The sequence below is a fragment of the Agrobacterium larrymoorei genome (genome assembly GCF_013322225.1).
GTDB lineage: Bacteria > Pseudomonadota > Alphaproteobacteria > Rhizobiales > Rhizobiaceae > Agrobacterium > Agrobacterium larrymoorei_A.
Genome location: NZ_JAAMFB010000006.1, coordinates 59,732 through 84,450, shown reverse-complemented (window position 1 = coordinate 84,450; position 24,719 = coordinate 59,732). Strand labels below are relative to the sequence as shown.

Here is a 24,719-nt window from a genome sequence, read left to right as displayed (position 1 = left end):
ACCCAGAAGCGTTCTTGTTTTTCAACCCTTTACAGCATTGTTACATTATTGGGAACGCTCGTATTTTCCAAGATTACACCGCAGTGCAGCATAATTGGGGCGAATGGAGCGCTCTCAACGAAAACAAACTGCCCGCACTGGAAATGCGGGCAGTTTGTTCGCTCGATTTCTGTAAAACGAGTATCGATCAAACGCAGGCCAATCTCAAAACTCTTCCCAGTCAGCCTTCACCGCCGCATTGCCGTTGAAGGCGGATGCGACCTTGCGACCAAGCGCGCGGGCCGGTGATGGTGCGGGGCGTTCGGTCGGGGTTGCCGCACGAACAGGAGCCTCGTAGCCGCCTGCAAGCTTGAACTGGCTGAGCAACTGGTTGAGAGAGGCAACCTCGCGAGCGAGACCGTGGCTGGCTGCGGTAGACTCTTCCACCATCGCTGCGTTCTTCTGCGTGTCCTGGTCCATCTGGTTCACAGCCGTGTTGATCTGCTGCAAGCCGGAAGACTGCTCCTGCGCCGACTCCACGATCGCCATCACATGCCGGTTGATCTCCTGCACTTCCGCAACGATGGTTTCCAGCGCGCGTCCGGTTTCGCCAACCAGCGTCACACCTTCCTGAACCTGGCTATTCGAGGTGTTGATCAGCGCCTTGATATCCTTGGCAGCAGAGGCGGAGCGCTGCGCCAATTCACGCACTTCCTGCGCCACCACCGCAAAGCCCTTGCCTGCCTCACCCGCACGCGCTGCTTCCACACCAGCATTCAGCGCCAGAAGGTTTGTCTGGAAGGCGATCTCGTCGATCACGCTGATGATGTTGGAGATCTCAGACGAGGACTTCTCGATCTGCTCCATCGCAACGACGGCCTTGCGCACCACATTGCCGGACTGTTCCGCACCGGTGCGGGCACGAGACACAAGCTCGCCTGCTTCCTGCGCGCGCCGGGTAGAATCCTTCACCGTGGTGGTGATTTCCTCAAGTGCTGCGGCTGTCTCTTCGACCGAGGCTGCCTGCTGTTCGGTGCGCTTGGCCAGATCGTCGGCAGCAGAGCGGATTTCATTGGCGCCCGCATCGATACCGCGGGCATTGTCGGCCACACGCGATAGCGCCGACTGAAGCTTTTCGGCAGAGGCGTTGAAGTTGTTGCGCACCAGATCGAGATGCTGCGCAAACGGCTGGCTGATGCGGTAGGACACATCGCCTTCCGACAGGCGCGACAGCGCATCGGCTAGATTATCGACCGCAAACTGCGTGTCTGCCGCTTCCCTTGCCTTCTGCTCTTCGCGGGCGATCCGCTCCTTCTCCGAAAGGCTGCGATTGGCATCGGCTTCCTGTTCCAAGCGAATACGCTCAAGTGCGTTCTCGCGGAATACGGAAACGGCAGCCGCCATCTGGCCGACTTCGTCTTTGCGCTCGGTGCCGGGAACTGCCTGTTCGATGTTGCCAGCAGCCAGCGAGGACATGGTCTCCGTCATCAACTTGATCGGCTTGATGACGGTCCGGACGATTATGAAGACCGATGCGAGAGCCAGTGCAAGGGCAATTGCACCAAGAACTGCAAGAGTGGACAGCAGGAAAATCTGGAGCCGCTCACCGGCTGCCATACCCTCCTGGGCGACCGTCAGCTGAAGCTGGATGAGCTTCGAAATCGAGTCACTTAGCGGATCAACGATACCGTAGAGTTGCTCATCCGCGAATTTATCAACTTCTGCGAGGTCGTTCTTGGCAAGAAGGGTCGCGATACCGTTGAGTTTCGTGTCGGCCACGCTACGAAGACGCTCGAAGTCCGCAACCATGCGCTTTTCATCGTCTGTCAGATATGTGGCGGCGTAAGCCTTCCATGCCTTGTCGATATGCTGCATGGCTTCCGTTACGCTTTTGGCCCCTTCTGAGCCCGGCATCTTGCCACTTGCGACCTTATGCACCGTATCGACGATTTTGACTGCGTAATCGTCGGAAATGGACTTCAACTGCCCCATCGGAATGACGCGATCCAGAACCACGCTACGCAGCAGAGCAGAGGTTTGGTTCAACGAATACAATGAGAAGAAAGCAGTTATTGCCAGGATTGCAGTTAGAGAAAATATGCACGCAAAAAGCTTCACCCGTATGGACATGTAAGTTCCCTCTCGACCCTGATTGGCCGCAGCGACATCTCGCATGTCAAATCTGACATCAATAATTTAAGCGGATATTAATACTAAGGAATTTGCCTAATTTTGAAGCAAAATGCTCGTATTTTAGATTTTTCCTGTGTTGAAGTCCCAGGAAGGCTTACTTCGACGCGATAACTATTTGTCGTGATAATGAAAATAAAAACCAAAAGGTTATCAATACTTACGATAATGCAATTTTAAAATGTATTTATCTTGGCGTCCGCCAAACGGTTTAGGATTAATTTTAGTGCATTCAGGAAGCCTTTGAGGGCATCGCCTTAAACCGCTTCGGCTAATCTCTCTGCCATTTGCAAATCCACAGAAACGAGCTGGGAAACGCCCTGCTCTGCCATTGTCACGCCAAACAGTCTGTTCATCCGCGCCATGGTGATGGGGTTGTGGGTGATGATGACGAAACGGGTGTCGGTCGTCGCCGCCATTTCATCCATCAGGTTGCAGTAGCGCTCGACATTGTGGTCGTCCAGCGGCGCGTCCACTTCGTCCAGCACGCAGATCGGGGCCGGGTTGGTGAGGAAGACGGCAAAGATGAGCGCCATTGCGGTCAGCGCCTGTTCACCGCCGGAAAGCAACGTCATGGTTTGCGGCTTCTTGCCCGGTGGGCGAGCGAGGATTTCGAGACCGGCTTCCAAAGGATCGTCGGATTCGATCAGTTGCAGTTCCGCCGTGCCACCGCCGAAGAGGTGCGTAAATAGCCGCTGGAACTGGCTATTGACCACATCGAAAGCGGCGACCAGACGTTCGCGGCCTTCGCGGTTGAGGTTCTGGATACCGGCGCGCAGTTTGCGCACGGCATCGATGATGTCGTCGCGTTCCTTGATGAGCGCGGCGAGCTTTGCCGATAGCTCCGCCTGCTCTTCTTCGGCGCGCAGGTTGACGGCACCGAGACGCTCGCGCTCGATCTTGAGGCGATCCAGATCGCGCTCGACATCGCGGATTTCCGGCAACGACGCTTCGACCGCGAGACCGGTGAGGCGCAACGCCATATGCGGCTCCACATTGAGCGCCTCGCGAATGCGATGCTCACCTTCCTGCCGCTTTTCGCGGGCGGAAACCAGCCGCTCTTCGGCGCGTCCGCGTTTTTCCCGCGCTTCCGCCAGCTCGGACAGCGCAGTCGTCGCCGTTCGATCCGCTTCGCGCTGGAGGTTTTCGGCTTCGACCAGGCGGTCGGCTGCAGCACGGCGCGCCTCTTCCGTCTTCTGTAGTTCGGTCAGAAGATTGCGGCGCTTCTCGTCGGATTCTTCCGGCGCGATGTCCAGTTCCGCAAGCTCGTCACGCGCTTCTTCCTCGCGCTCCCGCAGGGTCGAAATGTGCTCGGCGGCACTTGCGGCTCTTGCAGCCCAAGTGGAGCGCTCCTGCGTGATGGCATTGATACGACGCTGGCGTGATTCCGCTTCCCGGCTCAGCCCCTCGTGCCTAGCGCGGGCTTCTGCCAGAACACTGCGATCGGTTGCGACTTCCAGCTGGCTCTCGCGCAGGCGGAAATCGAGATCGGTAAGATCGGCGGCATCCTCCAGTTCGATGCGGGCATTTTCCTCCTGAATAGCGATCTCTTCGATCTGCCCGCTGATCTGGTTTATGGCTTCCGACACCACATCGCGGCGGCGCAACAGGTCGCCGGAAGCACGCTCCGCCATCGAAAGCGCATCCCGCGCCTCGGTCAATTGGCGGGCGGCAAGGCGGCTGCGTTCGCGGGCTTCGTTCAAGCGCGCATCCGCAACGCGGATTTCATCGGCACTTTCGGCCAATTGCCCTTCTGCTTCTTCAAGAGCAATGCGAGCTTCCTCGACTTCGCCTTCCAGCTCGGCAAGGCGGTTTTTCTGGGCCAGCCGCAACGCGGCACTGCCGGGAGCATCGGTGCTGGCGATATGACCGTCCCAGCGAAACAGCGCGCCATCTCTTGTGACCAACCGTTGACCGGCTTTCAGCGAAGGCATCAGCCGGCGCGCTTCGTCTGAACCGGAAACGACACCAATCTGCTGGAGATTACGCTTCAGGGCGTCAGGGCCGGAAACATGTTTCAGCAAAGACGAAACACCCTGCGGCAAGGCGGGGTCGCCCGCACCATCTCCGTTAGCGGTCCAGAAGGCGGGAGCGGATGGATCGAGCGGGCTTTCCAGATCATCGCCCAATGCGGCACCCAGAGCCGCCTCGAAACCGCGATCCACCTGCAACTCTTCCGCAACCGGCGTGAAAGAACCAGAGGCGGCACCGGCGGCCAACATCTTGGAGATCGTCCTTGCTTCGGTCTCCAACGCATTGACGCGATTACGGGCCATGTCGACCGGGCCGCGCGCAAGGCTTTCGGCAGAGCGGGCTTCGGCAACGGCACTTTCCGCCTCCTCCACCAGGATCAGCGCATCCTCGACCGCGATTTCCGCCGCTTCCACGCTTTCGCGTTTTTCGGCGGGATCGGGCAGACCGGACAGTTTCTCGTTCACGGTCTCGATTTCCGCCGAGGCCTCGGAAGCCTGACGCTCCAGCCGCATCTTGCGGTCCGCGAGATCGCGGATGGCACGTTCCAGCTGGGCGCGGGAGGCAGCAGCTTCTGCCCGCTCCGCCGTCAGCGCGGTGAAGACACGTTCGCTTTCGGCAAGTTTGGCGGTCGCCCCTTCGAATGCCTCTCTCGTCTCTTCCGAATAACGTCCGGCGTCGGAGAGGATTTCCAGCAGCTCGGCCTCTTCAGCATCGAGACGCGCGAGGATTTCCGAGTTATCGGCAACCAGTCGCTCTTCGCGTTGAACGTCCTCGCCCAGTTGCGCAAGGCGGCGGGCAAGCTCGTCCCGGCGGCGCAGAAGGCGGCTGGCCTCGTCATCCAGTTGGGTGCGGGCGATCTGCAAACGTTGAAGGGCGGCAGCGACCTTTGCCTCGTTTTCACGCAGTTCCGGCAGCTTGAGGCTGGCGATGCCCTGCTCTTTCGCGGCCTCCATCTGCCGTTGCGCTTTTTCCGCGACGAGGTTCGTGGCCTGATTGAGCGCGCTATCCGCTTCACCCTCGGCCTGCTTGGCCTCCACCCAGCGGATGTGCAGCAGCGTGGCTTCGCGGGCACGGATATCGGCCGACAGCATCTTGAAGCGGTTGGCCTGACGGGCCTGACGCTTCAGGCTTTCGATCTGACTTTCCAGTTGCGCGGTAACGTCTTCCAGCCGTTCCAGATTGGTTTCGGCGGCGCGCAGGCGCAGTTCCGCCTCATGGCGACGCGAATGCAGGCCGGAAATACCTGCGGCTTCTTCCAGAAGCTGGCGGCGTGCCTGCGGCTTGGCGTTGATGAGTTCACCGATGCGCCCCTGCCCCACCATGGATGGCGAGCGAGCGCCGGTGGAGGCGTCTGCAAACAGAAGCTGCACATCCTTGGCCCGGGCTTCCTTGCCATTGATGCGGTAGACCGAGCCGTTCTCTCGCTCGATACGACGCGTCACCTGTATCTCGTCGCTGTCATTGAAGGCAGCGGGTGCGGTGCGATCCGAGTTATCGAGATAAAGGCCGACTTCTGCCGTATTGCGTGCAGGGCGGTTGCCGGAGCCGGAGAAGATGACGTCATCCATACCGGATGCGCGCATGTTCTTGTAGGAGTTTTCCCCCATCACCCAGCGCAGCGCTTCGACCAGATTGGACTTGCCGCAACCATTGGGACCGACGACGCCGGTAAGGCCCGGTTCGATGATGAATTCGGAAGGTTCAACGAAGGATTTGAAGCCAAGCAGGCGCAGCTTGTTGAACTTCATGCCGCTGCCTCGGTAAATTTTTCCACCACCCTCATTTCTGTGCCTGTCACAGAAATCAAGCCACGGCGCGTCTGCGCCGTGAAGGAAGCATAGAGGTAAGAAAAAGAATCTTTCGCGCCCAAGGACTTGGGCGCACTGGATTCCTGTGACAAGCACAGGAATGGGGGCAGCCGATTGCGACCGCCCTTCATATCGAAATGGTTAGGCTTACAGTTGGCTGTCGATAAGAGCCGACATGGATTCAACCGACATGTCTCCAGCGTATTTCTTGCCACCGATGATAAAGGTCGGCGTGGAATTCACACCGAATTCCGTCGCACCGCGCTGCATCGTTGCATTCACATCATCCAGAAGCTTCTGGTTCGTCAAGCAGGCCTCGAATGTCTCCTGTGAAAAACCGGCCATTTTCGACATTTGCAGCAGGGCCGCGCGTGCATCCTGCGCCGTTGCCCAGCTCTGCTGCTGCTTGAACAGCATGGACACGAACGGGAAATACTGCTGTTCAGGCGCGCAACGGGCCAGCATGAAGGCGGCGGCGGCGCGTGGATCGAACGGGAATTCGCGGATGATGAAGTAGACCTTGCCGGTGTCGATGTACTTCTTCTTGATCTCATCGAAGGTCTTGTTGTGGAAATTCGCGCAGTGCGGGCAGGTCATCGACATGTATTCGACGATCTTCACCGGTGCATTCGCATCACCCAGACCACGCTCTGGCAGAACGCCGGGCTTCAGAACTTCCGCCATATCCACGTCACCCGCGGACTCCGGCAGATCCTGTGCGAAGGCCATGCTTGCAGCGACCGGCAAAGTTGCTGCAACGGAAGCCATTGCAACAGTGCCGAAAAGGCTGCGGCGGGTCATATTCAGTTTTGAAAAATGCATGAAAGCACCTGTTTGTGAAAGACTCATATGTCTGCGATTCGGATATAGCGCGGCATTGTTACGAACAAGGCACCATTGCAATTGTTCTTGTCAAAGAATTGTGACCAGTCAAGGGACGGCCTTGCAAATGTCCATGCTTCAGATTGTCCCGGTCTTCTTCCGCTTCTGCAGAACCGCAGTTCCCAGCCGCTCCACCGCCTTGCGCAATGCGTCGCTTTCAATGCCGTCCATCATGTCTTCCAACCGCCGTGCCGCATCGCCCCGCAGAGGCTGCGGCTTGCGGGGACGGTTGGAGGTCTGCGACACAGGCTTCTGCACGATCCTGATCTGCCGCACGGCCGGAAATCCGAAGAAGCCGTTGATGCGGGCAATCAGTTCGCCCTGCGCATGGGTTAGAAACAAGGCACGTGCGCCTTCGCAGGCAATTGTCAGCACGCCGGGTTGGTACCCGCCACGATCCGGTCCCTCATCACGGCGTGGCCAGGTGATCTTTTCCGGTCGCGTACAATCGGCGAAATCCTCTCCTGCTATTTCGTCCCATGAGCCGAGCAAGGCAGTGCTGATCCCGGCACGCTTGGCCAGAACCGGATCGATGATGCCGTTTGCGACCTCGGCAATCTGGAGGACGCCTTTGCGGGGCTGGCTCTTTTTCAACTCTAAACTCGTGGCTTGATCGGGCGGAACGGATAGACCAAGTATAGGCCGAACCGGAGACAGACCGCAAACCATGCTTCACAAAATCGAACAGCCGCCCTACGCGCAGATGCTGCTGGCATGGTACGACCGCCATCACCGCGACCTGCCCTGGCGCACGTCACCGCCGATGGCGGCGAAGGGTTTGAGGGCAAATCCATACCATGTGTGGCTTTCGGAAGTGATGCTTCAACAGACCACCGTGCAGGCGGTGAAGCCCTATTTCGCAAAGTTTCTGGCGGCATGGCCGACCGTAAACGATCTGGCGGCGGCACCCAGCGAGGATGTGATGGCGGAATGGGCGGGGCTTGGATACTATGCTCGCGCGCGCAATCTCAAGAAATGCGCTGAAGCCGTTGCAAGCGAGCATGGCGGCGTTTTTCCCGATACGGAAGAGGGTCTGAAAAAGCTACCCGGCATTGGCGATTACACGGCAGCCGCAGTTGCGGCCATTGCCTTCAACCGGCAGGCGGCGGTGATGGACGGCAATGTGGAGCGCGTCATCTCGCGTCTTTTTTGCATCGATGCGCCCCTGCCCGGCTCCAAGCCTGCGATGAAGGCGAAGGTCGCAGACATTACCCCCGCGGACCGCCCCGGCGATTTTGCGCAGGCGATGATGGATCTCGGCGCGACGATCTGCACGCCTAAGCGCCCTGCCTGCGCACTCTGTCCGTTCAACAGCCAATGTCTGGCGCTGGCGAAGGATGAGCCGGAGCGTTTTCCTGTCAAGGCCGCAAAGAAGGACAAGCCGGTGCGCGTCGGTGCAGCCTTCGTTGCAGTCAACGATGCCGGTGAAATCCTACTGCGACGGCGGGTTGAGACCGGCCTGCTGGGTGGCATGACGGAGGTGCCGACAACGGCATGGACCGCGCGCATCGATGGCGGCACCGGAACCGAACATGCGCCATTTGCCGCCAATTGGGAGGCGGCTGGCAGCATCGTGCATGTCTTCACCCATTTTGAATTGCGGCTATCCATCTACCGCGCCAAGGTTTCAGACGCGATGAAACCGCATAGCAATGACGGATGGTGGGAGCCGGTCACAAATCTTGATGTGCAGGCGCTGCCGACCGTAATGAAAAAAGCAATTTCGCAGGCTATTCCTTTGGCGTTCGCGCCAAAAGCGTGAGAAGTTTTAGTCCATCAGGGAAGTTTCATGAGCAAGATCAATCATATCGTTTTCGACATCGGCAAGGTTCTGATCCATTACGATCCGCATATTCCCTTCAGCCGCCTGATACCGGATGCGACGGAACGCGCATGGTTTTTCGAAAACGTTTGCACCCACGACTGGAACATCGAGCAGGATCGCGGGCGCACCTGGGCCGATGCCGAAGCGCTGCTTCTCGCTGCCCACCCGGATCGCGAAGAGCATATCCGCGCTTTCCGTCTGCACTGGCATGAAATGGTGTCGCATAGCTATGATGATTCGGTTGGCATCCTGACAGGACTGATCGAAGGCGGGCACGATGTAACGATGCTGACCAACTTCGCTTCCGACACCTTCCGCGAAGCACAGAAGATGTATCCGTTTCTCACACTTTCCCGTGGCGTCACCGTTTCCGGCGATGTCGGCCTGATCAAACCGGACGTGGCGATTTACGAGTTGCACGCAGAAACATTCGGCCTCGATCCGGCCACCAGCATATTCATCGACGACACGGTTGCGAATGTGGAAGGCGCAAAGGCGGCCGGATGGCAGGCCGTTCATTTTACCGGTGCTGAGAAGCTGAGAGCGGATTTGGCCGGTTACGGGGTGGTCATCTGAAAAGAGAATTCTTGGCGCAGGAGGGAATGGCGGTCCCCAGCCTGCGCCAGTCCAGCTGAATGAACAGCCAGATCAGAATTTTCAGTGCCGGGAAACTTCCGTCTTTTTCCGCATCGAGCCTGTTCGAAAAACCTTGCGAACTTCCGGGTCAGTGCGGCGGCGGCTTTCGTCGTCCCCTTGGCAAAACTTGTTAAACAGCCTTACTTGCTCGAAACTTGTCATGCAATTGTTATATTTCAACAAATTCGATTATGAACAACAACAAATACTGAGGCCCGGCGTCCAGGGAACACCGGGCCTTCGCTGATCCCATCCGGGACTGAAGGTACTAAACCGGATGGGCGACTGACACAAAGCGCGAGGCGGTGGATCGCGTCGTCACTCTGCCTTTGCCAGTTCCGAGCGAATAACGCTTCTCAGATCGTCGATCGGCTTGAGATTGCCGCCCTCTTCATAATGCCAGAAAGTCCAGCCATTGCAGGCATCCAGCCCCTGCACTTTTGCGCCGAGACGATGGATGGAACCGGCTTCGCCACCGGAGGCAATCGTGCCATCGGCACGAATAATGGCACTGTAACGGCGTTTCGCATCCGTCAGAACCTGACCGGGGCGGACAAGGCCGCTTTCCAGCAGCACGTTAAAGGCGACGCGTGGTTCGGCCTTCTTGCCGGTCATCACCGTCAGCTCCGCCTTGCCGAGCGGCTCGACGGCTGCAATGCGGGCCGACGCCGCATCGATGTAGTCCTGCTCGCGTTCTATGCCGACGAAGTGGCGACCTAGGCGCTTGGCAACCGCGCCGGTGGTGCCGGAACCGAAGAACGGATCGAGCACGACATCGCCGGGCTTGGTCGATGCCAGAATGACACGGGCCAGCAGAGCTTCCGGTTTTTGCGTGGGGTGGACCTTCTTGCCGTCATCGCCTTTCAGCCGCTCACCGCCGCTGCAAATAGGGAACAGCCAGTCAGAGCGCATCTGCACGTCGTCGTTGGAGGCCTTCATCGCTTCGTAATTGAAGGTGTAGCTCTTTGCCTTGGCATCGCGGCTGGCCCAGATCATCGTTTCATGCGCGTTCTGGAACCGGCGCCCCTTGAAATTCGGCATGGGGTTCGTCTTGCGCCAGACGATATCGTTCAAAATCCAGAAGTTCATGTCCTGAAGGATCGAGCCGACGCGGTAGATGTTGTGATAGGAGCCGATGACCCAAATGGTGCCATTCGGCTTCAACACGCGGCGGCAGGCCAGGAGCCATGCGCGGGTGAAAGCATCGTAAGCCTCGAAGGATGCAAACTGATCCCAATCATTATCGACGGCATCCACAAGCGACTGATCCGGGCGATGAAGTGCGCCACCGAGCTGGAGATTGTAGGGCGGGTCGGCAAAAATCGCATCCACGGACTGGCTGGGCAGTGCTTCGAGAGCCGCCACGCAGTCACCCTTTATGATGCTGTCTTTCCAGGCATCGCTTTCACCTGCAAGATCAAAACCGGCACGCCGAAAATCGGCCAGCGGAAACACTGATGCCATCTGTACTCGCTCCATACGCTTACTCAACTCTACTGATGCTTATGGTTACCGAAGATGGTTATCAAAGACTGAACGGATGGCGAAAAAAGCGAAAAAACCTGTCGATGGAACCGGATGATATTTTTAACGTTTTGATTTCGGAAATTTGGCATCAGCGGTATCATGGTGCCTTCAAAGGGTGCAGGGGAATAAGAATATGCGAATCGCCTTGATGTTGGTTTCGACGCTGTTTGCCAGCGCCGCATTTGCGCAGCAGCCGAAGCCGGATCTGCCCAAGCCAGAGATAAATGTCAGAACCGATGCGGTACTGTTCAGCGGCGGGCCTTCACTCGGCAACAGCGACAAGGTTCGCTGGGATTTCTACAAGGCCGATAGCGCGGGCGGGCGGAGCGACGAAAATGTCGGCGGCGCTTACGATGCGACCTTCGAGGAGAAAATTCCGGCGGGCAAATATATTGCCGTCGCCGCGCTCGGCAATATTTCCAAGGAAATCCCCTTCGACGTGAAGGATGGATCGGTTGCGGAGCTGAAGGCGGATTTCGAAGCGGCGCAGCTGACGATCATTCCCAAGCGCAGCGCCGACAGCAAGGATGCCGAACCACAATCGCGGGTGACGGTGACGCAGAATGGATACAGCGACAGCATCTACGGCCAAAAGGAAATCTATGTTCCGGCTGGAGAGTTGAAGCTGGAAGGACGCATCGGCCCTGCCACAGCTGAGGAAACGATCAACGTTCGCGCAGGCGAGACCGTGAGCCACGATCTGGTCATTCCAAGCGGTGTCGTCGTGGCGAAGGCGGTTTACAAGGAAGGCGGACGTGCGGTCGAGACGGACAGCATTCGTTTCGAAACGCTTTCCACGGCTGAGACACTAGACGGAACGCGCGATACGATTACCGGAACATATGGCGTCGGCAAGACCATGGAAATGCCAGCCGGTGATTTCGTCATGCGGGCGCGCCTGGGCAAGGTGACGGTCGAGAAGCCTTTCAGCGTACAGCCGGGCAAACGCACGGAGGTGACGCTTGACCTGAATGCCGGTGTATTGGCCGTCAAGGCACCGCAGGCGGAGCGCATCGACATCATGGAAATCACCAAGGATCTGCAGGGTGAGCAGAAGGAGATTTCCGGGCGCTACGACACATCTCATCAGGAAACGCTGGCACCCGGAAACTATATGGTGAGGGTCACCTACGCGAAGCAGACGCAGCGCGAACCCAAGGAGGTGAACGCTACCGTGACCGCTTCGGAACGGACGGAACTGAACATCACGGACTGAAAGCCGTGATGCTCTGTGGCGCGATTTTGACATCACAAAAGCCGGAAGCGGCAACGCGGTCGCACAGACCGCCCCACTCACAATCGATACAGGCAGAGCGCAATGCCCCCTGAGCGAACCCTGCACGCAGTTTTGCGATGACGTCTTTTGTCGGGCGGATGCGCGTGCCGATGGCAACGGGCTCGCGGAGAAAGTCAGAGATGGCTGCAAGTGCAGCCTCATCACGCTTAGTCACACTCTGATTGAAGCAATGCGCACCGCCATCGCACAGCAGGGGTGAACAGATATCGTCCGGGCCGGAAACGATTTCGATTTCCTCCCCCGCATTCAGCAGCGCGGCGACACGGTCGTAATTGACCGTGAAGCCTTGGCTATAGCCCTTGCCGACATAGGTCAGCATGCAGAGCAGATGATGCCCACGAAGCCGGATCGTCACTTTAGGCGGACGCTCCGGACAGCGATTGCCTTGAGAATGGCAGCGGCGAGTGCGGATTTCAGAACCGCGCCCAGAATGAAGGGAGCAACGCCCGCGATCCATGCCTTGTCAGAACCGATGAGGTTGGCAAGCCACATCCAGCCAAGAACGAGGCCAAGGGCATTGGCTGCCAGATGCAGGGCAAAACCAGCGACCGGCCGATCGCCTCCAATTCCCTTTTCCGTAACATAACCGACCAGCGCCGCCATGATTGGGAAGGATATGAGATAACCAGCAGTCGGTCCGATGAACGGACCCGGGCCGGATGCCATTCCCGCCAGAACAGGAAGGCCCATCATCGCCTGACCGAGCCATAGCAAAACGGTGATAGCGCCCAGCCGCCAGCCGTAAAGCGCGCCGATCATCGTCACCGCAAAAGTCTGCATGGTAACCGGCACCGGCACCATGGGAACCGCAATCTGCGAAGCCAGCGCAAGAACGAGGCTTCCCGCAACGGCAAAGAGCGACTGCTGAACGTAAGATCTGGTCGAAATATCAAAGAAGCCAAGCGTGGCGTTCCGGGTCTGTGTCGTCATTATCACCCAATCTCCAAATTATAGATAATTTATCAGGACGCGCATGATTGATAACGAAATCGACCGTGGAGTCTAGCTTGAATGCAGCATTTTACGATCCACGCATACAAGACGTGTGGATGCATAACTAGAAATCTGTATTTTTTCAGACGATTAGACGATAATAAAATTATCTATAATTTACCCGACGATCGCGAAGGCTTCGCGTGTCGACCCCGTCGGCGTACGGATCGCCGTGCGTCCGATCCATTGCACGTGGCCGTCGAGAATGCGGACCGCCTCCTCGGCGCGGTCGCCACGCAGTGCGTCGATGATGGCGCGGTGATCGGTATCGGTGCGCCTTTCCCACCCTGCCCGCCAGGCGGAAAACAGGAAGCGGGCGCTCGCTGCGTGCAGCCCATCGATGACCTCTATCAGGCGCGGCATCTTGCAAGGTGCCGTGATCAGCCGGTGGAACCGTCGATTGGCCTCTTCCCAACTGCGAACATCAAGGGCGCTGTCACCTTCCCGCGTCGCCGCCTCCGCCTCATCCAGAATTGCCGCCGTCATGTTGGGAATGGCATGGCGAAGGGCGAGAACTTCAAGAGCGGCCCGCATTTCCGCCACCTCCCTCACATCGGCAAGACCGAAATCCGCCACGCGAACGCCACGCCGGGGAATGCTGACCGCCAGCCCCTGCGCCTCCAGTCGCCGAAAAGCCTCGCGAACAGGCACATGCGAAGCGCCGAATTCCTCGGCAACATGATCCTGTCGCAACCTCTCACCGGGAGAAAGTTCTCCGCGCACGATGCGATCGGCCAGCGTGCGGCTGATTTTTGCGGCGATGGTGTCTTCAGATTTGGTTTTCGGTGCTTTGGCCATGATTTGACATAAGGCGCGGCACACGGATTGTCGAGCAAACCCGCTGCCTGCAATGCTGTCTTGCACTGGCACCGGTTGAGCTTGCGCCTCACATGGTCTAAAAGCCCCCCCGACTTTCCGATTTCCCGCACTTCAGAGGAGCGCCCATGAGCAGCTTCGATCTCATCATCTTCGACTGCGACGGCGTTCTGGTCGATTCCGAAATCATCGCCGCGCAGGTCGAGTCACGCCTGCTGACCGACGCAGGCTACCCGATCTCCGTTGAAGAGATGGGCGAGCGCTTTTCCGGCATGACGTGGAAGAACATTCTTCTCGAAATCGAGCGCGAAGCCAGCATTCCGCTTTCCGCCTCGCTTCTGGAAAAATCCGAGAAGCTGCTGGATGCGCGCCTTGAGCGCGATGTGAAGGTCATCGAAGGCGTGAAATTCGCGCTTTCGCGGCTAACCGCACAGCGCTGCATCTGCTCGAACTCCTCCAGCCATCGTCTTGATATGATGCTGACGAAGGTTGGTCTGAAGCCCTATTTCGACGGCCATATCTATTCCGCAAAAGATCTCGGCCCGGATCGCGTCAAGCCGAAGCCGGACATCTTCCTGCACGGCGCAAAACAGTTCGGCGTCTCGCCGGAGCGCGCCATCGTAGTAGAGGATTCCGTCCACGGCATCACCGGGGCAAAAGCCGCAGGCATGCGCGTCATCGGCTTCACCGGCGCTTCCCACACATACCCCAGCCATGCGGACAGACTGACGGATGCCGGCGCTGAAACCGTGATTTCCCGCATGCAGGATTTGCCCGCGACGATCGAGGCGCTGTCTGAGTGGGCTGGCGCGTTCTGAGACCTCCCCACCAATCAGGTGGAATTTAGATGGCTCACGTGCTGATCAGGTTAATTTCCAGCTTGGCACCCGTTGCCTCCGCATATCGCCTCAAGGTGGAAATAGACGGGGAAACTCCGCCACCTTCCAGCCGTGCAATGGCCGACTGCGTGGTGCCGACGCGACGCGCGACTTCCGCCTGAGAAAGCTTTGCCCGCGTGCGGGCGCTCACAAGCGCCTCTATTAGCTGAAACTCGGCATCTGCCTTTTCATACTCTTCCCGAAAGCCGGGATCATCCATCAGTCTCTTTTTGAGATCGGCAATTTTCGTCATGAATTTATCTCGCTCATTCGCTGTCTGGCGATTGCCAATGCGCTTTTGGGAGTTTTCTGCGACTTCTTCACAAAAACATGCAGCACGATGACACGTCGTCCAGACATGGTAACGTAAATGCCCCGCGCAATGCCTTCGCTTGCCTTTGCGCGCAATTCCCAAAGCTTCCCTTCGAGATGCTTCACATGTGGCTCTCGTAACTGCTCAAGACCTACGTTCTCGACGGCTTCCATCAAGCGAATAAGTCGAGCTTGCAGGCCCACGGGAAGCGCCTCAATTTCAAGGTCTGCCGCATTGTGCGTTTCGACAGACCATCTCATATGCGAGATATAGCCGATACGAGATAACTGCGCAACAAGATACTCCAACCAAAGCTTAGAAAAACGCGAGTAGCTTAGATCGAGCTTTACCCGCGGCGACCCTTTTTGCCCGCACCGGCCTCTTCAAACGAAATGAACACATTCGTCTGGCGTGATGCGCCGCCCGGCGCGTTGGGGATGGCGACATTCGGATTGTTGAAGATGAATTGCGTGCCCGCGGTCCCCGCCGGAACGTCGACGCCGAAGTTTGTTACCTGCGAATAGATCTCGCCATCGCCATCCTTCACGGTGACGCGGATCGGCAAGGTGACGCGGCCGGGCTTGGAAAGCGGGCCGGGAACAAGTCGGCCTTGCGCGAGTACGTTTACCGTGAGAGTGGATTCGCTCATGCTGCAGGAGCGGGTCGTGTCAGAGAGAGATGCCTGATAAACGAGCTTGCTCGCGTCGCCCTTCGCGCCACCGGCATAGACGCGGTGAACGGCACTGGCATCCAGAATGGTGATCGTCGGGCAGTTTGCCTGCACGACCGGGGCGACAGCAGTTTGCGCAGCTGGAGGATTGACCGCCAGTGAATCCGATGGATTTGAGGAGTTGCAACCGGCCAGTACTGCAAGAACCGAAATGGCGGTGGATAGACGCAAAATATTCCGTGTCACTCGTTCAACCCTCTAAAACTATCCCGATACAGGACCGGAGAACCTGTTTATTGGCCTTTCATGGCTGTCGGCGATGGTCTATAGCAGCGGCGCTGGGAAAAATCGATTGGTTGCGTTCGGATTTGCCTTAAATTTGCAAAAGGCTTTTTACGACTTCATCCAAGGCCATTTTCCAGCGGACAGGCTGCTGACGTTATGAGGACTATCTCGTGAAGTATGTATCGACCAGGGGCAGCGCCCCATCGCTGGGTTTTTGCGACGCGCTTCTGGCGGGTCTGGCGCGTGACGGCGGGCTTTACGTGCCGCGCGAATGGCCGACCATGAAGAAAAAAGAAATCCGGGCGCTGCGCGGCAAGACCTATCAGGAAGTCGCATTCGAGGTTCTTTATCGTTTCACCGGCAACGAAATTCCGGCTGACACCTTCCGCTCGATGATCGATGATGCATACGCGACCTTCCGCCATCCAGCCGTCGTTCCGCTTGTTCAGACCGGGCCAAATTCTTACATTCTCGAGCTTTTCCACGGCACGACGCTTGCATTCAAGGACGTGGCGATGCAGCTTATCGCCCGCCTGATGGACTATACTTTGGCAGAGCGCGGCGAGCGGGCAACCATTGTCGGCGCGACCTCCGGCGATACCGGCGGCGCTGCCATCGACGCATTTGCGGGTCGCGAACGCACCGATATCTTCATCCTCTTCCCGCATGGCAAGGTTTCGCCGGTGCAGCAGCGCCAGATGACCAGCTCCACTGCGTCGAACGTGCATGCGATTGCCGTCAACGGTAATTTCGATGACTGCCAGAACCTCGTCAAAGAGATGTTCAACGATGCGAAGTTCCGCGATGGCGTCAAGCTTTCCGGCGTAAACTCCATCAACTGGGCGCGCATCATGGCGCAGGTGGTTTATTACTTCACCGCCGCGATCTCGCTCGGCGCACCGGATCGCAAGGTCTCCTTCACCGTGCCAACGGGCAATTTCGGTGACATCTTCGCGGGCTACGTCGCCAAGCAGATGGGTCTGCCCATCGACAAGCTGGTTGTTGCCACCAACGACAACGACATTTTGGCGCGCACGCTGAAGACCGGGCGATACGAGATGCGCGGTGTGAAGGCGACGACCTCGCCTTCCATGGACATTCAGATTTCCTCCAACTTCGAGCGTCTACTTTTCGAAGCATACGGGCGCGATTCCGATGCGGTGAAGCGTTCGATGGATGGGCTCAAGCAATCCGGTGCATTCGATATTTCGGAAGCGGCGATGAAGTTCATCAAGCGCGATTTTCGTGCAGGCCGCGCAACCGAAAAGCAGGTTGCCGAAACGATCCGCGAGACGCTTGCGCAAACGGGTTATCTGCTCGATCCGCACACCGCAACCGGTGTATTCGTTGCCAAAAAGCATGAAAAAACAAACAGTCCGATGGTCACGCTGTCCACCGCGCATCCCGCAAAATTTCCGGCGGCTGTAAAATCCGCTTGCGAAATCGATCCCGCGCTTCCAGTATGGCTCGCTGATCTAATGAACCGGGAGGAGCGTTTCGACGTTCTGGAAGCTGAGCTGGACGCCGTTGAAAATTTCATCGGTAATCACGCTCGCGCCAAGAACTAAGCGACGCGGAAAGACGTGAACATGAATGTGAACTTAACTCGGCTCCCCTCCGGGTTGACGGTCGTCACCGAAAGAATGCCACACCTCGAAAGCGTTGCTTTGGGGGTGTGGATCAAATCAGGTTCACGCAACGAGACGGATGATGAGCACGGCATCGCGCATCTTCTCGAGCACATGGCCTTCAAAGGTACGGCACGCCGCACGGCACGCCAGATCGCCGAGGAGATCGAGAACGTCGGCGGCGAAGTCAATGCCGCGACCTCGACGGAAACGACGTCCTATTATGCGCGCGTTCTGAAAGATCACGTTCCGCTGGCGGTCGATATCCTTGCCGATATCCTGACGGAATCCGCATTCGATGAAGGCGAACTGGAACGTGAGAAGAACGTCATTCTTCAGGAAATCGGTGCTGCCACCGATACGCCGGACGATGTGATCTTCGACAATTTCTCCGGCGTCGCTTATCGCGACCAGACCATCGGTCGCCCTATTCTCGGCACGCCTGAAACGGTCCAGTCCTTTACGACCAATCAAATCCGTCATTATCTTGGCCGCAACTACACGACGGACCGCATCTTTGTGGTTGCTGCGGGTGCCGTTGACCACGAAACCTTTGTGAAGCAGGTGGAGCAGCGCTTCTCCAGCCTGCCGCAGAAGCCGAATGCAACGCCGGTTCTCGAAAAGGCGATCTATACCGGCGGTGAAATTCGCGAAACGCGCGACCTGATGGATGCGCAGGTGCTTCTCGGTTTCGAAGGCAAGGCCTATCACGCCCGCGATTTCTATTGCTCGCAAATACTCGCCAATATTCTCGGCGGCGGCATGTCGTCCCGGCTGTTTCAGGAAGTGCGCGAATATCGCGGCCTCTGTTATTCCGTCTATGCCTTCCACTGGGGCTTTTCCGATACCGGCATTTTCGGCATTCATGCCGCAACCGGCGCAAACGATCTGCCGGAACTGGTTCCGGTCATCATCGACGAGCTTCGCAAGTCGTCTCAGACCATTCATCAGGAAGAAATCGACCGCGCCCGCGCGCAGATTCGCGCCCAGCTTTTGATGGGTCAGGAAAGCCCTGCTGCCCGTGCCGGGCAGATCGCCCGCCAGATGATGCTCTATGGTCGCCCGATCCCGAATGACGAGATGATGACGCGGCTTGGCGATATCACCACCGAGCGTCTGACCGATCTTGCGGGCCGTCTGTTTTTCGATAAAGTTCCCACATTGTCCGCCATCGGCCCGCTGGAAAACCTCGCGCCGCTTTCAGACATCACGGCGGAGCTTTCTGCATCGCCGTCAATCAAGATACAGGCAAACGGCTGACGGCAGGCAACGGGTCCGCAGCATGGTGTTGGACGACTAGATGCTGCGCTTTCTCTCCCGAAACAGCGACACGCCCGAACTGCGCAACGCGGATTATCTGTTAAGATTGCCGCGTTATTCCGATTACAAGCCATGGCAGAAGCTGCGCTCCGAGAGCCGTAGCTTCTTGCAGCCGTGGGAACCGACGTGGCGCAACGACGAGCTGACGGAAAGCGCGTTCAGAGTTCGCGTGACCCGCAATGGGCAGGAATTTTCCTCCGGCACCGCCGTCTCCTTGCTGATATTCAAGGGTGGGACCACGCTTCTGGGCGGCATCACCATCGGCTATATCCGGCGCGGCGCGGCCCAGAGCTGCATGGTGGGTTACTGGATGGGTGAGGCTTATGCGGGCCAAGGCCATATGTCTGCCGCATTAAAACTGGTAATACCCTACATCTTTAACGGACTTCAGTTGCACCGTATCGAGGCAGCCTGTATTCCAGAAAACTTCAAAAGCATTCGGCTGCTCGAAAATGCCGGATTTCAGCGGGAAGGTCTCTTGCGGGAATATCTGAAAATAAACGGCGAGTGGCGGGATCATGTGATGTTCTCCCTCATCGGCGACAAGCACACTTCCGGTACGCAGTAGGATAAATGATAAAAATCAGCCTTGCGTCGCGCCCTGTCATGCGTTTCTTGATGGCGACACGCTTCACCTTCTTGCTGCTGGTATGCGCGCTTCTGGCGCCCCCCCTTTTTTTGGGGAAAGCTTATGCTTTCGAGCCGGTTAAGATTTCCCGCGATGACAACGCACTCGACCTGACGGCGACGACCGACATCTACGCCAATCAGGGCGAAGCCTTTCAGGTTTCCACCGCCCCCGGACCGGATGGCATACGCCGCCGCATCGAGGTGCGGGCAAGCTCCCCTACCCATCAGGGCGACTGGGCCGTCTTTGCGCTGGCCAATGTCTCCGAAGAACAGCTGGAGCGCGTCATCGTCGCCCCGCACTTTCGCCTCGTCAATTCCAAGATGATCTGGCCGGATCTCGGCTCGCAGCGCATCATTGCCATTACACCAAGCGAAGGGTTTGCGCTCGACCGTCAGCCAAGCCCGGATGCCGATGTGTTTCGGATCACGCTGAACCCCGGCGCGGTCATTACCTTCGTAGCAGAGCTTTCAACGCCGCAATTGCCGCAGATATATCTGTGGGAACCGGAAGCCTACAAGGATACGATCAACGCTTTCACGCTGTATCGTGGCATCGTTCTTGGCATTGCCGGTCTGCTCGCGGTGTTGCTGACCATTCTATTCGTGGTGAAGGGCACGTCCGTCCTGCCCGCTTCGGCGGCGCTGGCTTGGGCGGTGCTTGCCTATATCTGCGTGGATTTCGGCTTTCTCGAAAAGCTGATTACCGTCACATCCAGCGACGAGCGAATGTGGAGGGCGGGTGCGGAAGTCGCGCTCGCCTCCAGCTTCGTGGTCTTCCTGTTCACCTATCTCAATCTGAACAGGTGGCATGCGCATCTGGGTTACGCGACGTTTGCGTGGATCATCGGGCTTGGCGCGCTGTTCGGCGTGGCCATCTATGATCCCGCAATAGCAGCCGGTATCGCTCGCATCTCCTTCGCGCTGACGGCGACCGCGGGTATTTTGCTGATCATCTATCTCGGCTTCAACCGATATGATCGCGCCATTCTGCTTGTGCCATCCTGGGCGCTGATCCTCGTCTGGCTGTTCGGAGGCTGGTTGACCGTAACCGGACAACTGGACAACGATATCGTGCAGCCTGCCCTCGGCGGTGGTCTGGTTCTGATCGTTCTTCTGATCGGCTTTACCGTCATTCAGCACGCCTTTGCCGGAAGCGCCTACCAGCAAGGCCTGTTCTCCGACCTCGAACGACAATCGCTGGCGCTGACGGGTAGCGGCGATACGGTCTGGGACTGGGACGTTACGCGTGACCGCATCGTCACGACGCCGGATGTTTCCATCAAGCTCGGTCTGCATCCCGGCACCATGCATGGTGCCGCCCGCAACTGGCTTCCACGTCTGCACCCGGATGATCGCGACCGCTTTAAAGCGACGCTCGACGTGCTTCTGGACCATCGCAAGGGCAGGCTGAACCACGAGTTCCGCATTCGCGCCGAGGACGGGCATTTTCACTGGCTGCAAATCCGGGCGCGTCCGGTGCTTGGCTCCAATGGTGAAATCATTCGTTGCGTCGGCACCATCACCGATATCACCGAGCAGAAGAATTCCGTCGAGCGGCTGTTGCAGGATGCGTTGAACGACAACCTGACCGGCCTGCCGAACCGTCAGGTATTTCTCGACCGCCTTCAGTCCGTCCTAAACCTCGCACCTGAAGGCGAGACGGTACGCCCGACCGTGATGGCCATCGATATCGACCGCTACAAGCTGGTCAACGATACGCTTGGCATTGCTGCTGGCGACAATATCCTGATTGCGCTGACCCGCCGTTTGCGCCGTTTGTTGAAGCCGCAGGATACGCTGGCACGTCTGGGCGGCGATGAGTTTGGCCTGATTCTCGTCTCGGAACGCGATCCGCAGCGCGTGGCGGATTTTGCAGAGGCCGTGAACAAGGCCATTATGGTGCCGATCAATTTCGCCAACCGCGAAATCATCCTTACGGCTTCTATCGGCCTCGTCTCGTGGATCGATCAGCAGGAGAGTGCCGCCGGGCTGTTGAGCGATGCGGAACTGGCCATGTACCGCGCCAAGCGCGCTGGCGGCAATCGCGTCGAGCCATTCCGCCCCGCCTTCCGCACCTCCGGCACCGACCGTTTGCAGATGGAAAGCGACCTGCGCCGCGCCATCGAGCGCAAGGAACTATCGCTCGCCTATCAGCCGATCATCAAGCTCGATAATGGCGATCTGGCCGGTTTCGAGGCGCTGATGCGGTGGGAACACCCCAAGCGCGGCAATATTCCGCCGAGCGAATTCATTCCGGTGGCAGAGGCATCCGGCCTCATTGAGCCCCTTGGCATGTTTGCGCTGGAACGCGCCGCGACCGATCTGATGGACTGGCAGCACGCCATCGACAAGCTGCCGATCTTCATTTCGGTGAACATCTCGAGCGCGCAGCTGCTGAACAACGAGCTTTACAACGATGTGCGCAGCATGTTGCAGCGGACACGCTGTAACCCTCAGCAATTGAAACTGGAATTGACGGAATCCATCGTGATGGAGAACCCGGAACAGGCGCGGCTTGTGCTGGCGAAGCTGAAGGAAACAGGGCTCAGCCTTGCGTTGGATGACTTCGGCACCGGCTATTCATCGCTCGCCTATCTCACCCGCTTCCCCTTCGACACCATCAAGCTGGACAAGGCGCTGGTCGCCAATACCAGCGACAAGCGCAACGTGCTGCTGCGCTCCATCATCGCCATGGCGCGTGCGCTGGAAATGCAGGTGGTGGCGGAAGGTATAGAAACGCCGGAGGATGCGACGGAGCTTGCCCGCATGAACTGTCATTACGGGCAAAGCTTCCTGTTTGGTACACCGGATACGGCGGATGCCGCTCTGCGTTTGCTTCGTGAGCGTTTTCAGGTGGTCAAAAGAGCCTGATCCTGTTCCGCCTGCTGCTGCGCAACGGGGGCAGGTGCGTCTTGCGTCTGCGCGGGGATATTGCCATGGACGAGATCGTGCACGAATTGCAGCTTCTCGACCACGGCAGGCGTCAGTACGAAGGGGTATAGGTCCGCCTCGCCCATGCTGCGCTGCATGGAATTCAGCGCGACGCTCATCGGTATCCAGGCGTTGACGATGCGTTGCGCGCTTCTTGCCCGGTAAGGGTTGAATGCAACTTCCGTCGCCATCTCTTCATGACCTTCCGGCTCGATGGCGATACCGAACGCGTGGGCGGTTTCCAGCGTATCAACGATGTGGAGATAGTGCGCGAAGCATTCGGCAAAATCCTCCCACGGATGCACCGAGGCGTATGAGCTGATGTAGGTCTGCTGCCAGCCGGGCTTCGGGCCTTCAGCGTAATTGCGTTTCAGGGCCTCGCCATAGTCTTCCCGCTCATCGCCGAACACCGCGCGAAAAGCCTCCAGACGGTCGGCATCACGCACCAGCTTGTTCCAGATGAAGTGACCGACCTCATGCCGGAAGTGGCCGAGCATGGTGCGATAGGGCTCGTTCATGTTGGCGCGAACCTGCTCGCGGGTCACGTCGTCGGCTTCCGCAGCGCGGATGGCTATCAGACCTTCATCGTGGCCGGTCATGGCGGGAATGATCGAGCCGTCCGGCGCAACCTCGTCGACAAGAAAATCGAACACGAGACCGCCCTGTGGATCGACATCACGGTTGGGATGCGGCAGGTCCAGTTTCAGCAGGGAGTAGAACAGGTGCCGTTGGGCTTGGCTTAGCCTGCGCCACTGGGCGATGCCCTCTTCGGTGGCGGCGTCCGGAACCAGCCTGTTGTGGCTGCAAGCCGGGCAGAAAGAGCTTTCGCTTTTCTGAGACACCAGCCAGTTACAGACGTCGTTGACTTCATTGGCGCAGAAGCGAACCTTGCGGTCGGGCTTTGCGACCAGCGTCCAGTCCGTATCGCCCGCAGGTTCCAGAGCTTCCATGGACAGGGTGTCGGGCGCGAAGGCCAGTCTGTGGCCACAATTTACACAGGAACGATTATCGAAATGAACCGGCTGCCCGCAGGCCGCGCACGAAAAAAGCTGCATGTCCTGCTCCTGAATAGCGCGAGACGACTGTGTTGCTGAAAGGGCTTCTATAAATGGAAAGAGCGCATGTGAAGGCTGGCAACACATACGCTCGTTTCTGTTCCTCCGGGTGGGGCGGAGGTGTCCTCCGGAAGCCGGAGGACGGTGTGCAAATTACATGCGGTCGACCGCGCCCTTTACGGCGTCCTTGGCCTTACCAGTGGCGGACTGTACCTTGCCCTTGGTTTCCTGGGCTGCGCCTTCTGCGCGCATACGGTCGTTTCCGGTTGCGGAGCCAACGCTCTGCTTTACCTTGCCAGCGACTTCGTTTGCCTTGCCGGAAATCTTATCAGATGTGCTACCCATGATATTTCTCCCTAGTTTGGCCAGGCTTCGGTGCTGGCTACCGGGGTAAAAACGTGGGCTCTCGATTTTGGTTCCGCTAAATTTTATGAGGCTTATGCGTGACCGGTCTCAGCCGAAAGCATACGAGGATCGACACCCATAAGCGCAAGCGCGCGTTCGTACTTGTTATCCAACGTGCGGTCGAAAATCAGATCTTCAGAGGCCGGGCAATTCAGCCAGCCATTATTGGCAATTTCGTTTTCAAGCTGGCCAGCGGACCAACCGGCATAGCCGAGAAGCATGGTCGCGCGGTGCGGCATCCGTCCGTTCGAGATGGCACGGACGATATCGAGCGTCGCGGTCATCGAGATGTCGTCGCTGACGGGTATGCTGGATTCGCTGGAGTAATCGTCCGAATGCAGCACGAACCCCCTCCCCGCTTCTACCGGCCCACCGAACTGAATGGGAAAATCACGCGTGCGGTTCGGAAGCATTATGGCGTCGTTGCTGTCCATGATTTTCAGATGCAGCAAGACTTCCGTAAAGGTGATCTGCTGTGGGCGGTTGATGATAAAGCCCATCGCACCCGCCTGCGAGTGCGCACAGATATAGATGACCGAGCGTTCGAAGGCGCTACTGTCCAGCCCCGGCATGGCGATCAGAAACTGGCCATCCAGAAAGCCACGTTCTTTCTTGTCCATAAGGGTCGAAAAAGTCACCAGCGCCTCCGGTCTGCCGCGCCTCTTGAGGCACCGCAT

Annotated in this window: 22 protein-coding genes; 8 read left to right on the top strand and 14 right to left on the bottom strand. The window is 58.1% G+C overall.

Annotation, left to right across the window (positions count from 1 at the left end; genetic code table 11):
- Positions 1-204 precede the first annotated feature (204 nt).
- From G6L28_RS02910 to G6L28_RS02895, 4 genes are all read right to left on the bottom strand, one after another.
- On the bottom strand, positions 205-2,109 hold the full coding sequence (locus G6L28_RS02910; RefSeq protein ID WP_174062284.1) for a HAMP domain-containing methyl-accepting chemotaxis protein: 1,905 nt from the start codon (positions 2,107-2,109) through the stop codon (positions 205-207).
- 317 nt (positions 2,110-2,426) lie between these two features.
- A complete protein-coding gene (locus tag G6L28_RS02905) occupies positions 2,427-5,891 on the bottom strand; it encodes a chromosome segregation SMC family protein (RefSeq protein WP_174062283.1) in 3,465 nt (1,154 codons plus the stop codon).
- 207 nt (positions 5,892-6,098) lie between these two features.
- Positions 6,099-6,773, bottom strand: a complete 675-nt coding sequence (locus tag G6L28_RS02900) for a DsbA family protein (RefSeq protein WP_174062282.1) — start codon at positions 6,771-6,773, stop codon at positions 6,099-6,101.
- Positions 6,774-6,911: 138 nt separating this feature from the next.
- Positions 6,912-7,427 (bottom strand): DUF721 domain-containing protein, encoded by a 516-nt coding sequence (locus G6L28_RS02895; protein WP_174062281.1) that lies wholly within the window; start codon positions 7,425-7,427, stop codon positions 6,912-6,914.
- A 73-nt stretch (positions 7,428-7,500) separates the two neighbouring features.
- Between G6L28_RS02895 and mutY the strand changes: the two genes are divergently transcribed.
- Both mutY and G6L28_RS02885 read left to right on the top strand, forming a co-directional pair.
- A complete protein-coding gene (gene mutY, locus G6L28_RS02890) occupies positions 7,501-8,595 on the top strand; it encodes an A/G-specific adenine glycosylase (RefSeq protein ID WP_174062280.1) in 1,095 nt (364 codons plus the stop codon).
- 27 nt (positions 8,596-8,622) lie between these two features.
- The gene (locus tag G6L28_RS02885) at positions 8,623-9,234 is read left to right on the top strand and encodes an HAD family hydrolase (protein ID WP_174062279.1); all 612 of its coding nucleotides are present in this window, start codon (positions 8,623-8,625) and stop codon (positions 9,232-9,234) included.
- Positions 9,235-9,612: 378 nt separating this feature from the next.
- On the opposite strand, the gene G6L28_RS02880 is transcribed toward G6L28_RS02885, so the two are convergent.
- A complete protein-coding gene (locus tag G6L28_RS02880; RefSeq protein WP_174062278.1) occupies positions 9,613-10,758 on the bottom strand; it encodes a site-specific DNA-methyltransferase in 1,146 nt (381 codons plus the stop codon).
- 196 nt (positions 10,759-10,954) lie between these two features.
- Between G6L28_RS02880 and G6L28_RS02875 the strand changes: the two genes are divergently transcribed.
- Entirely contained in the window at positions 10,955-12,037 is a 1,083-nt protein-coding gene (locus G6L28_RS02875; RefSeq protein WP_234902451.1) for a hypothetical protein, read from the top strand.
- Here the strand turns inward: G6L28_RS02875 and G6L28_RS02870 are convergent.
- From G6L28_RS02870 to G6L28_RS02860, 3 genes are all read right to left on the bottom strand, one after another.
- Entirely contained in the window at positions 12,027-12,473 is a 447-nt protein-coding gene (locus tag G6L28_RS02870) for a DUF1284 domain-containing protein (protein ID WP_174062277.1), read from the bottom strand. The two genes, G6L28_RS02875 and G6L28_RS02870, sit on opposite strands and share 11 nt — an antisense overlap.
- Positions 12,470-13,048, bottom strand: coding sequence for a biotin transporter BioY (locus tag G6L28_RS02865; RefSeq protein ID WP_174062276.1), 579 nt, complete (start codon positions 13,046-13,048; stop codon positions 12,470-12,472). Before G6L28_RS02865 ends, G6L28_RS02870 begins: the two co-directional genes overlap by 4 nt.
- 180 nt (positions 13,049-13,228) lie before the next feature.
- Positions 13,229-13,909, bottom strand: a complete 681-nt coding sequence (locus tag G6L28_RS02860; RefSeq protein ID WP_174062275.1) for a GntR family transcriptional regulator — start codon at positions 13,907-13,909, stop codon at positions 13,229-13,231.
- A gap of 146 nt (positions 13,910-14,055) precedes the next feature.
- On the opposite strand from G6L28_RS02860, the gene G6L28_RS02855 reads away from it, so the two are divergent.
- Positions 14,056-14,745 carry an HAD family hydrolase gene (locus G6L28_RS02855; protein ID WP_174062274.1) on the top strand — a complete coding sequence of 230 codons (690 nt, stop codon included), beginning with the start codon at positions 14,056-14,058 and terminating at the stop codon, positions 14,743-14,745.
- A gap of 34 nt (positions 14,746-14,779) precedes the next feature.
- Here G6L28_RS02855 and G6L28_RS02850 read toward each other — a convergent pair whose 3' ends face one another.
- From G6L28_RS02850 to G6L28_RS02840, 3 genes are all read right to left on the bottom strand, one after another.
- Positions 14,780-15,058, bottom strand: coding sequence for a helix-turn-helix domain-containing protein (locus tag G6L28_RS02850; RefSeq protein ID WP_174062273.1), 279 nt, complete (start codon positions 15,056-15,058; stop codon positions 14,780-14,782).
- Entirely contained in the window at positions 15,055-15,378 is a 324-nt protein-coding gene (locus G6L28_RS02845; RefSeq protein WP_174062272.1) for a type II toxin-antitoxin system RelE/ParE family toxin, read from the bottom strand. Before G6L28_RS02845 ends, G6L28_RS02850 begins: the two co-directional genes overlap by 4 nt.
- Before the next feature lie 86 nt (positions 15,379-15,464).
- The gene (locus G6L28_RS02840; RefSeq protein ID WP_425292646.1) at positions 15,465-16,034 is read right to left on the bottom strand and encodes a PilZ domain-containing protein; all 570 of its coding nucleotides are present in this window, start codon (positions 16,032-16,034) and stop codon (positions 15,465-15,467) included.
- Positions 16,035-16,243: 209 nt separating this feature from the next.
- Between G6L28_RS02840 and thrC the strand changes: the two genes are divergently transcribed.
- From thrC to G6L28_RS02820, 4 genes are read left to right on the top strand one after another with little or no spacing between them, the layout of a single operon-like run.
- Entirely contained in the window at positions 16,244-17,641 is a 1,398-nt protein-coding gene (thrC, locus tag G6L28_RS02835) for a threonine synthase (protein ID WP_174062271.1), read from the top strand.
- Positions 17,642-17,662: 21 nt separating this feature from the next.
- On the top strand, positions 17,663-18,961 hold the full coding sequence (locus G6L28_RS02830) for a M16 family metallopeptidase (protein ID WP_174062270.1): 1,299 nt from the start codon (positions 17,663-17,665) through the stop codon (positions 18,959-18,961).
- Positions 18,962-19,001: 40 nt separating this feature from the next.
- Positions 19,002-19,589 carry a GNAT family N-acetyltransferase gene (locus G6L28_RS02825; protein WP_174062269.1) on the top strand — a complete coding sequence of 196 codons (588 nt, stop codon included), beginning with the start codon at positions 19,002-19,004 and terminating at the stop codon, positions 19,587-19,589.
- Positions 19,590-19,639: 50 nt separating this feature from the next.
- A complete protein-coding gene (locus tag G6L28_RS02820) occupies positions 19,640-22,522 on the top strand; it encodes an EAL domain-containing protein (protein ID WP_234902454.1) in 2,883 nt (960 codons plus the stop codon).
- On the opposite strand, the gene G6L28_RS02815 is transcribed toward G6L28_RS02820, so the two are convergent.
- The 3 genes from G6L28_RS02815 to G6L28_RS02805 form a co-directional block, all read right to left on the bottom strand.
- Positions 22,501-23,637, bottom strand: coding sequence for a zinc-binding metallopeptidase family protein (locus G6L28_RS02815; protein WP_174062268.1), 1,137 nt, complete (start codon positions 23,635-23,637; stop codon positions 22,501-22,503). The two genes, G6L28_RS02820 and G6L28_RS02815, sit on opposite strands and share 22 nt — an antisense overlap.
- A 153-nt stretch (positions 23,638-23,790) precedes the next feature.
- Entirely contained in the window at positions 23,791-23,982 is a 192-nt protein-coding gene (locus G6L28_RS02810; RefSeq protein WP_174062267.1) for a CsbD family protein, read from the bottom strand.
- Between the two features lie 92 nt (positions 23,983-24,074).
- Positions 24,075-24,680, bottom strand: a complete 606-nt coding sequence (locus G6L28_RS02805; protein WP_174062266.1) for a YqgE/AlgH family protein — start codon at positions 24,678-24,680, stop codon at positions 24,075-24,077.
- Positions 24,681-24,719 lie beyond the last annotated feature (39 nt).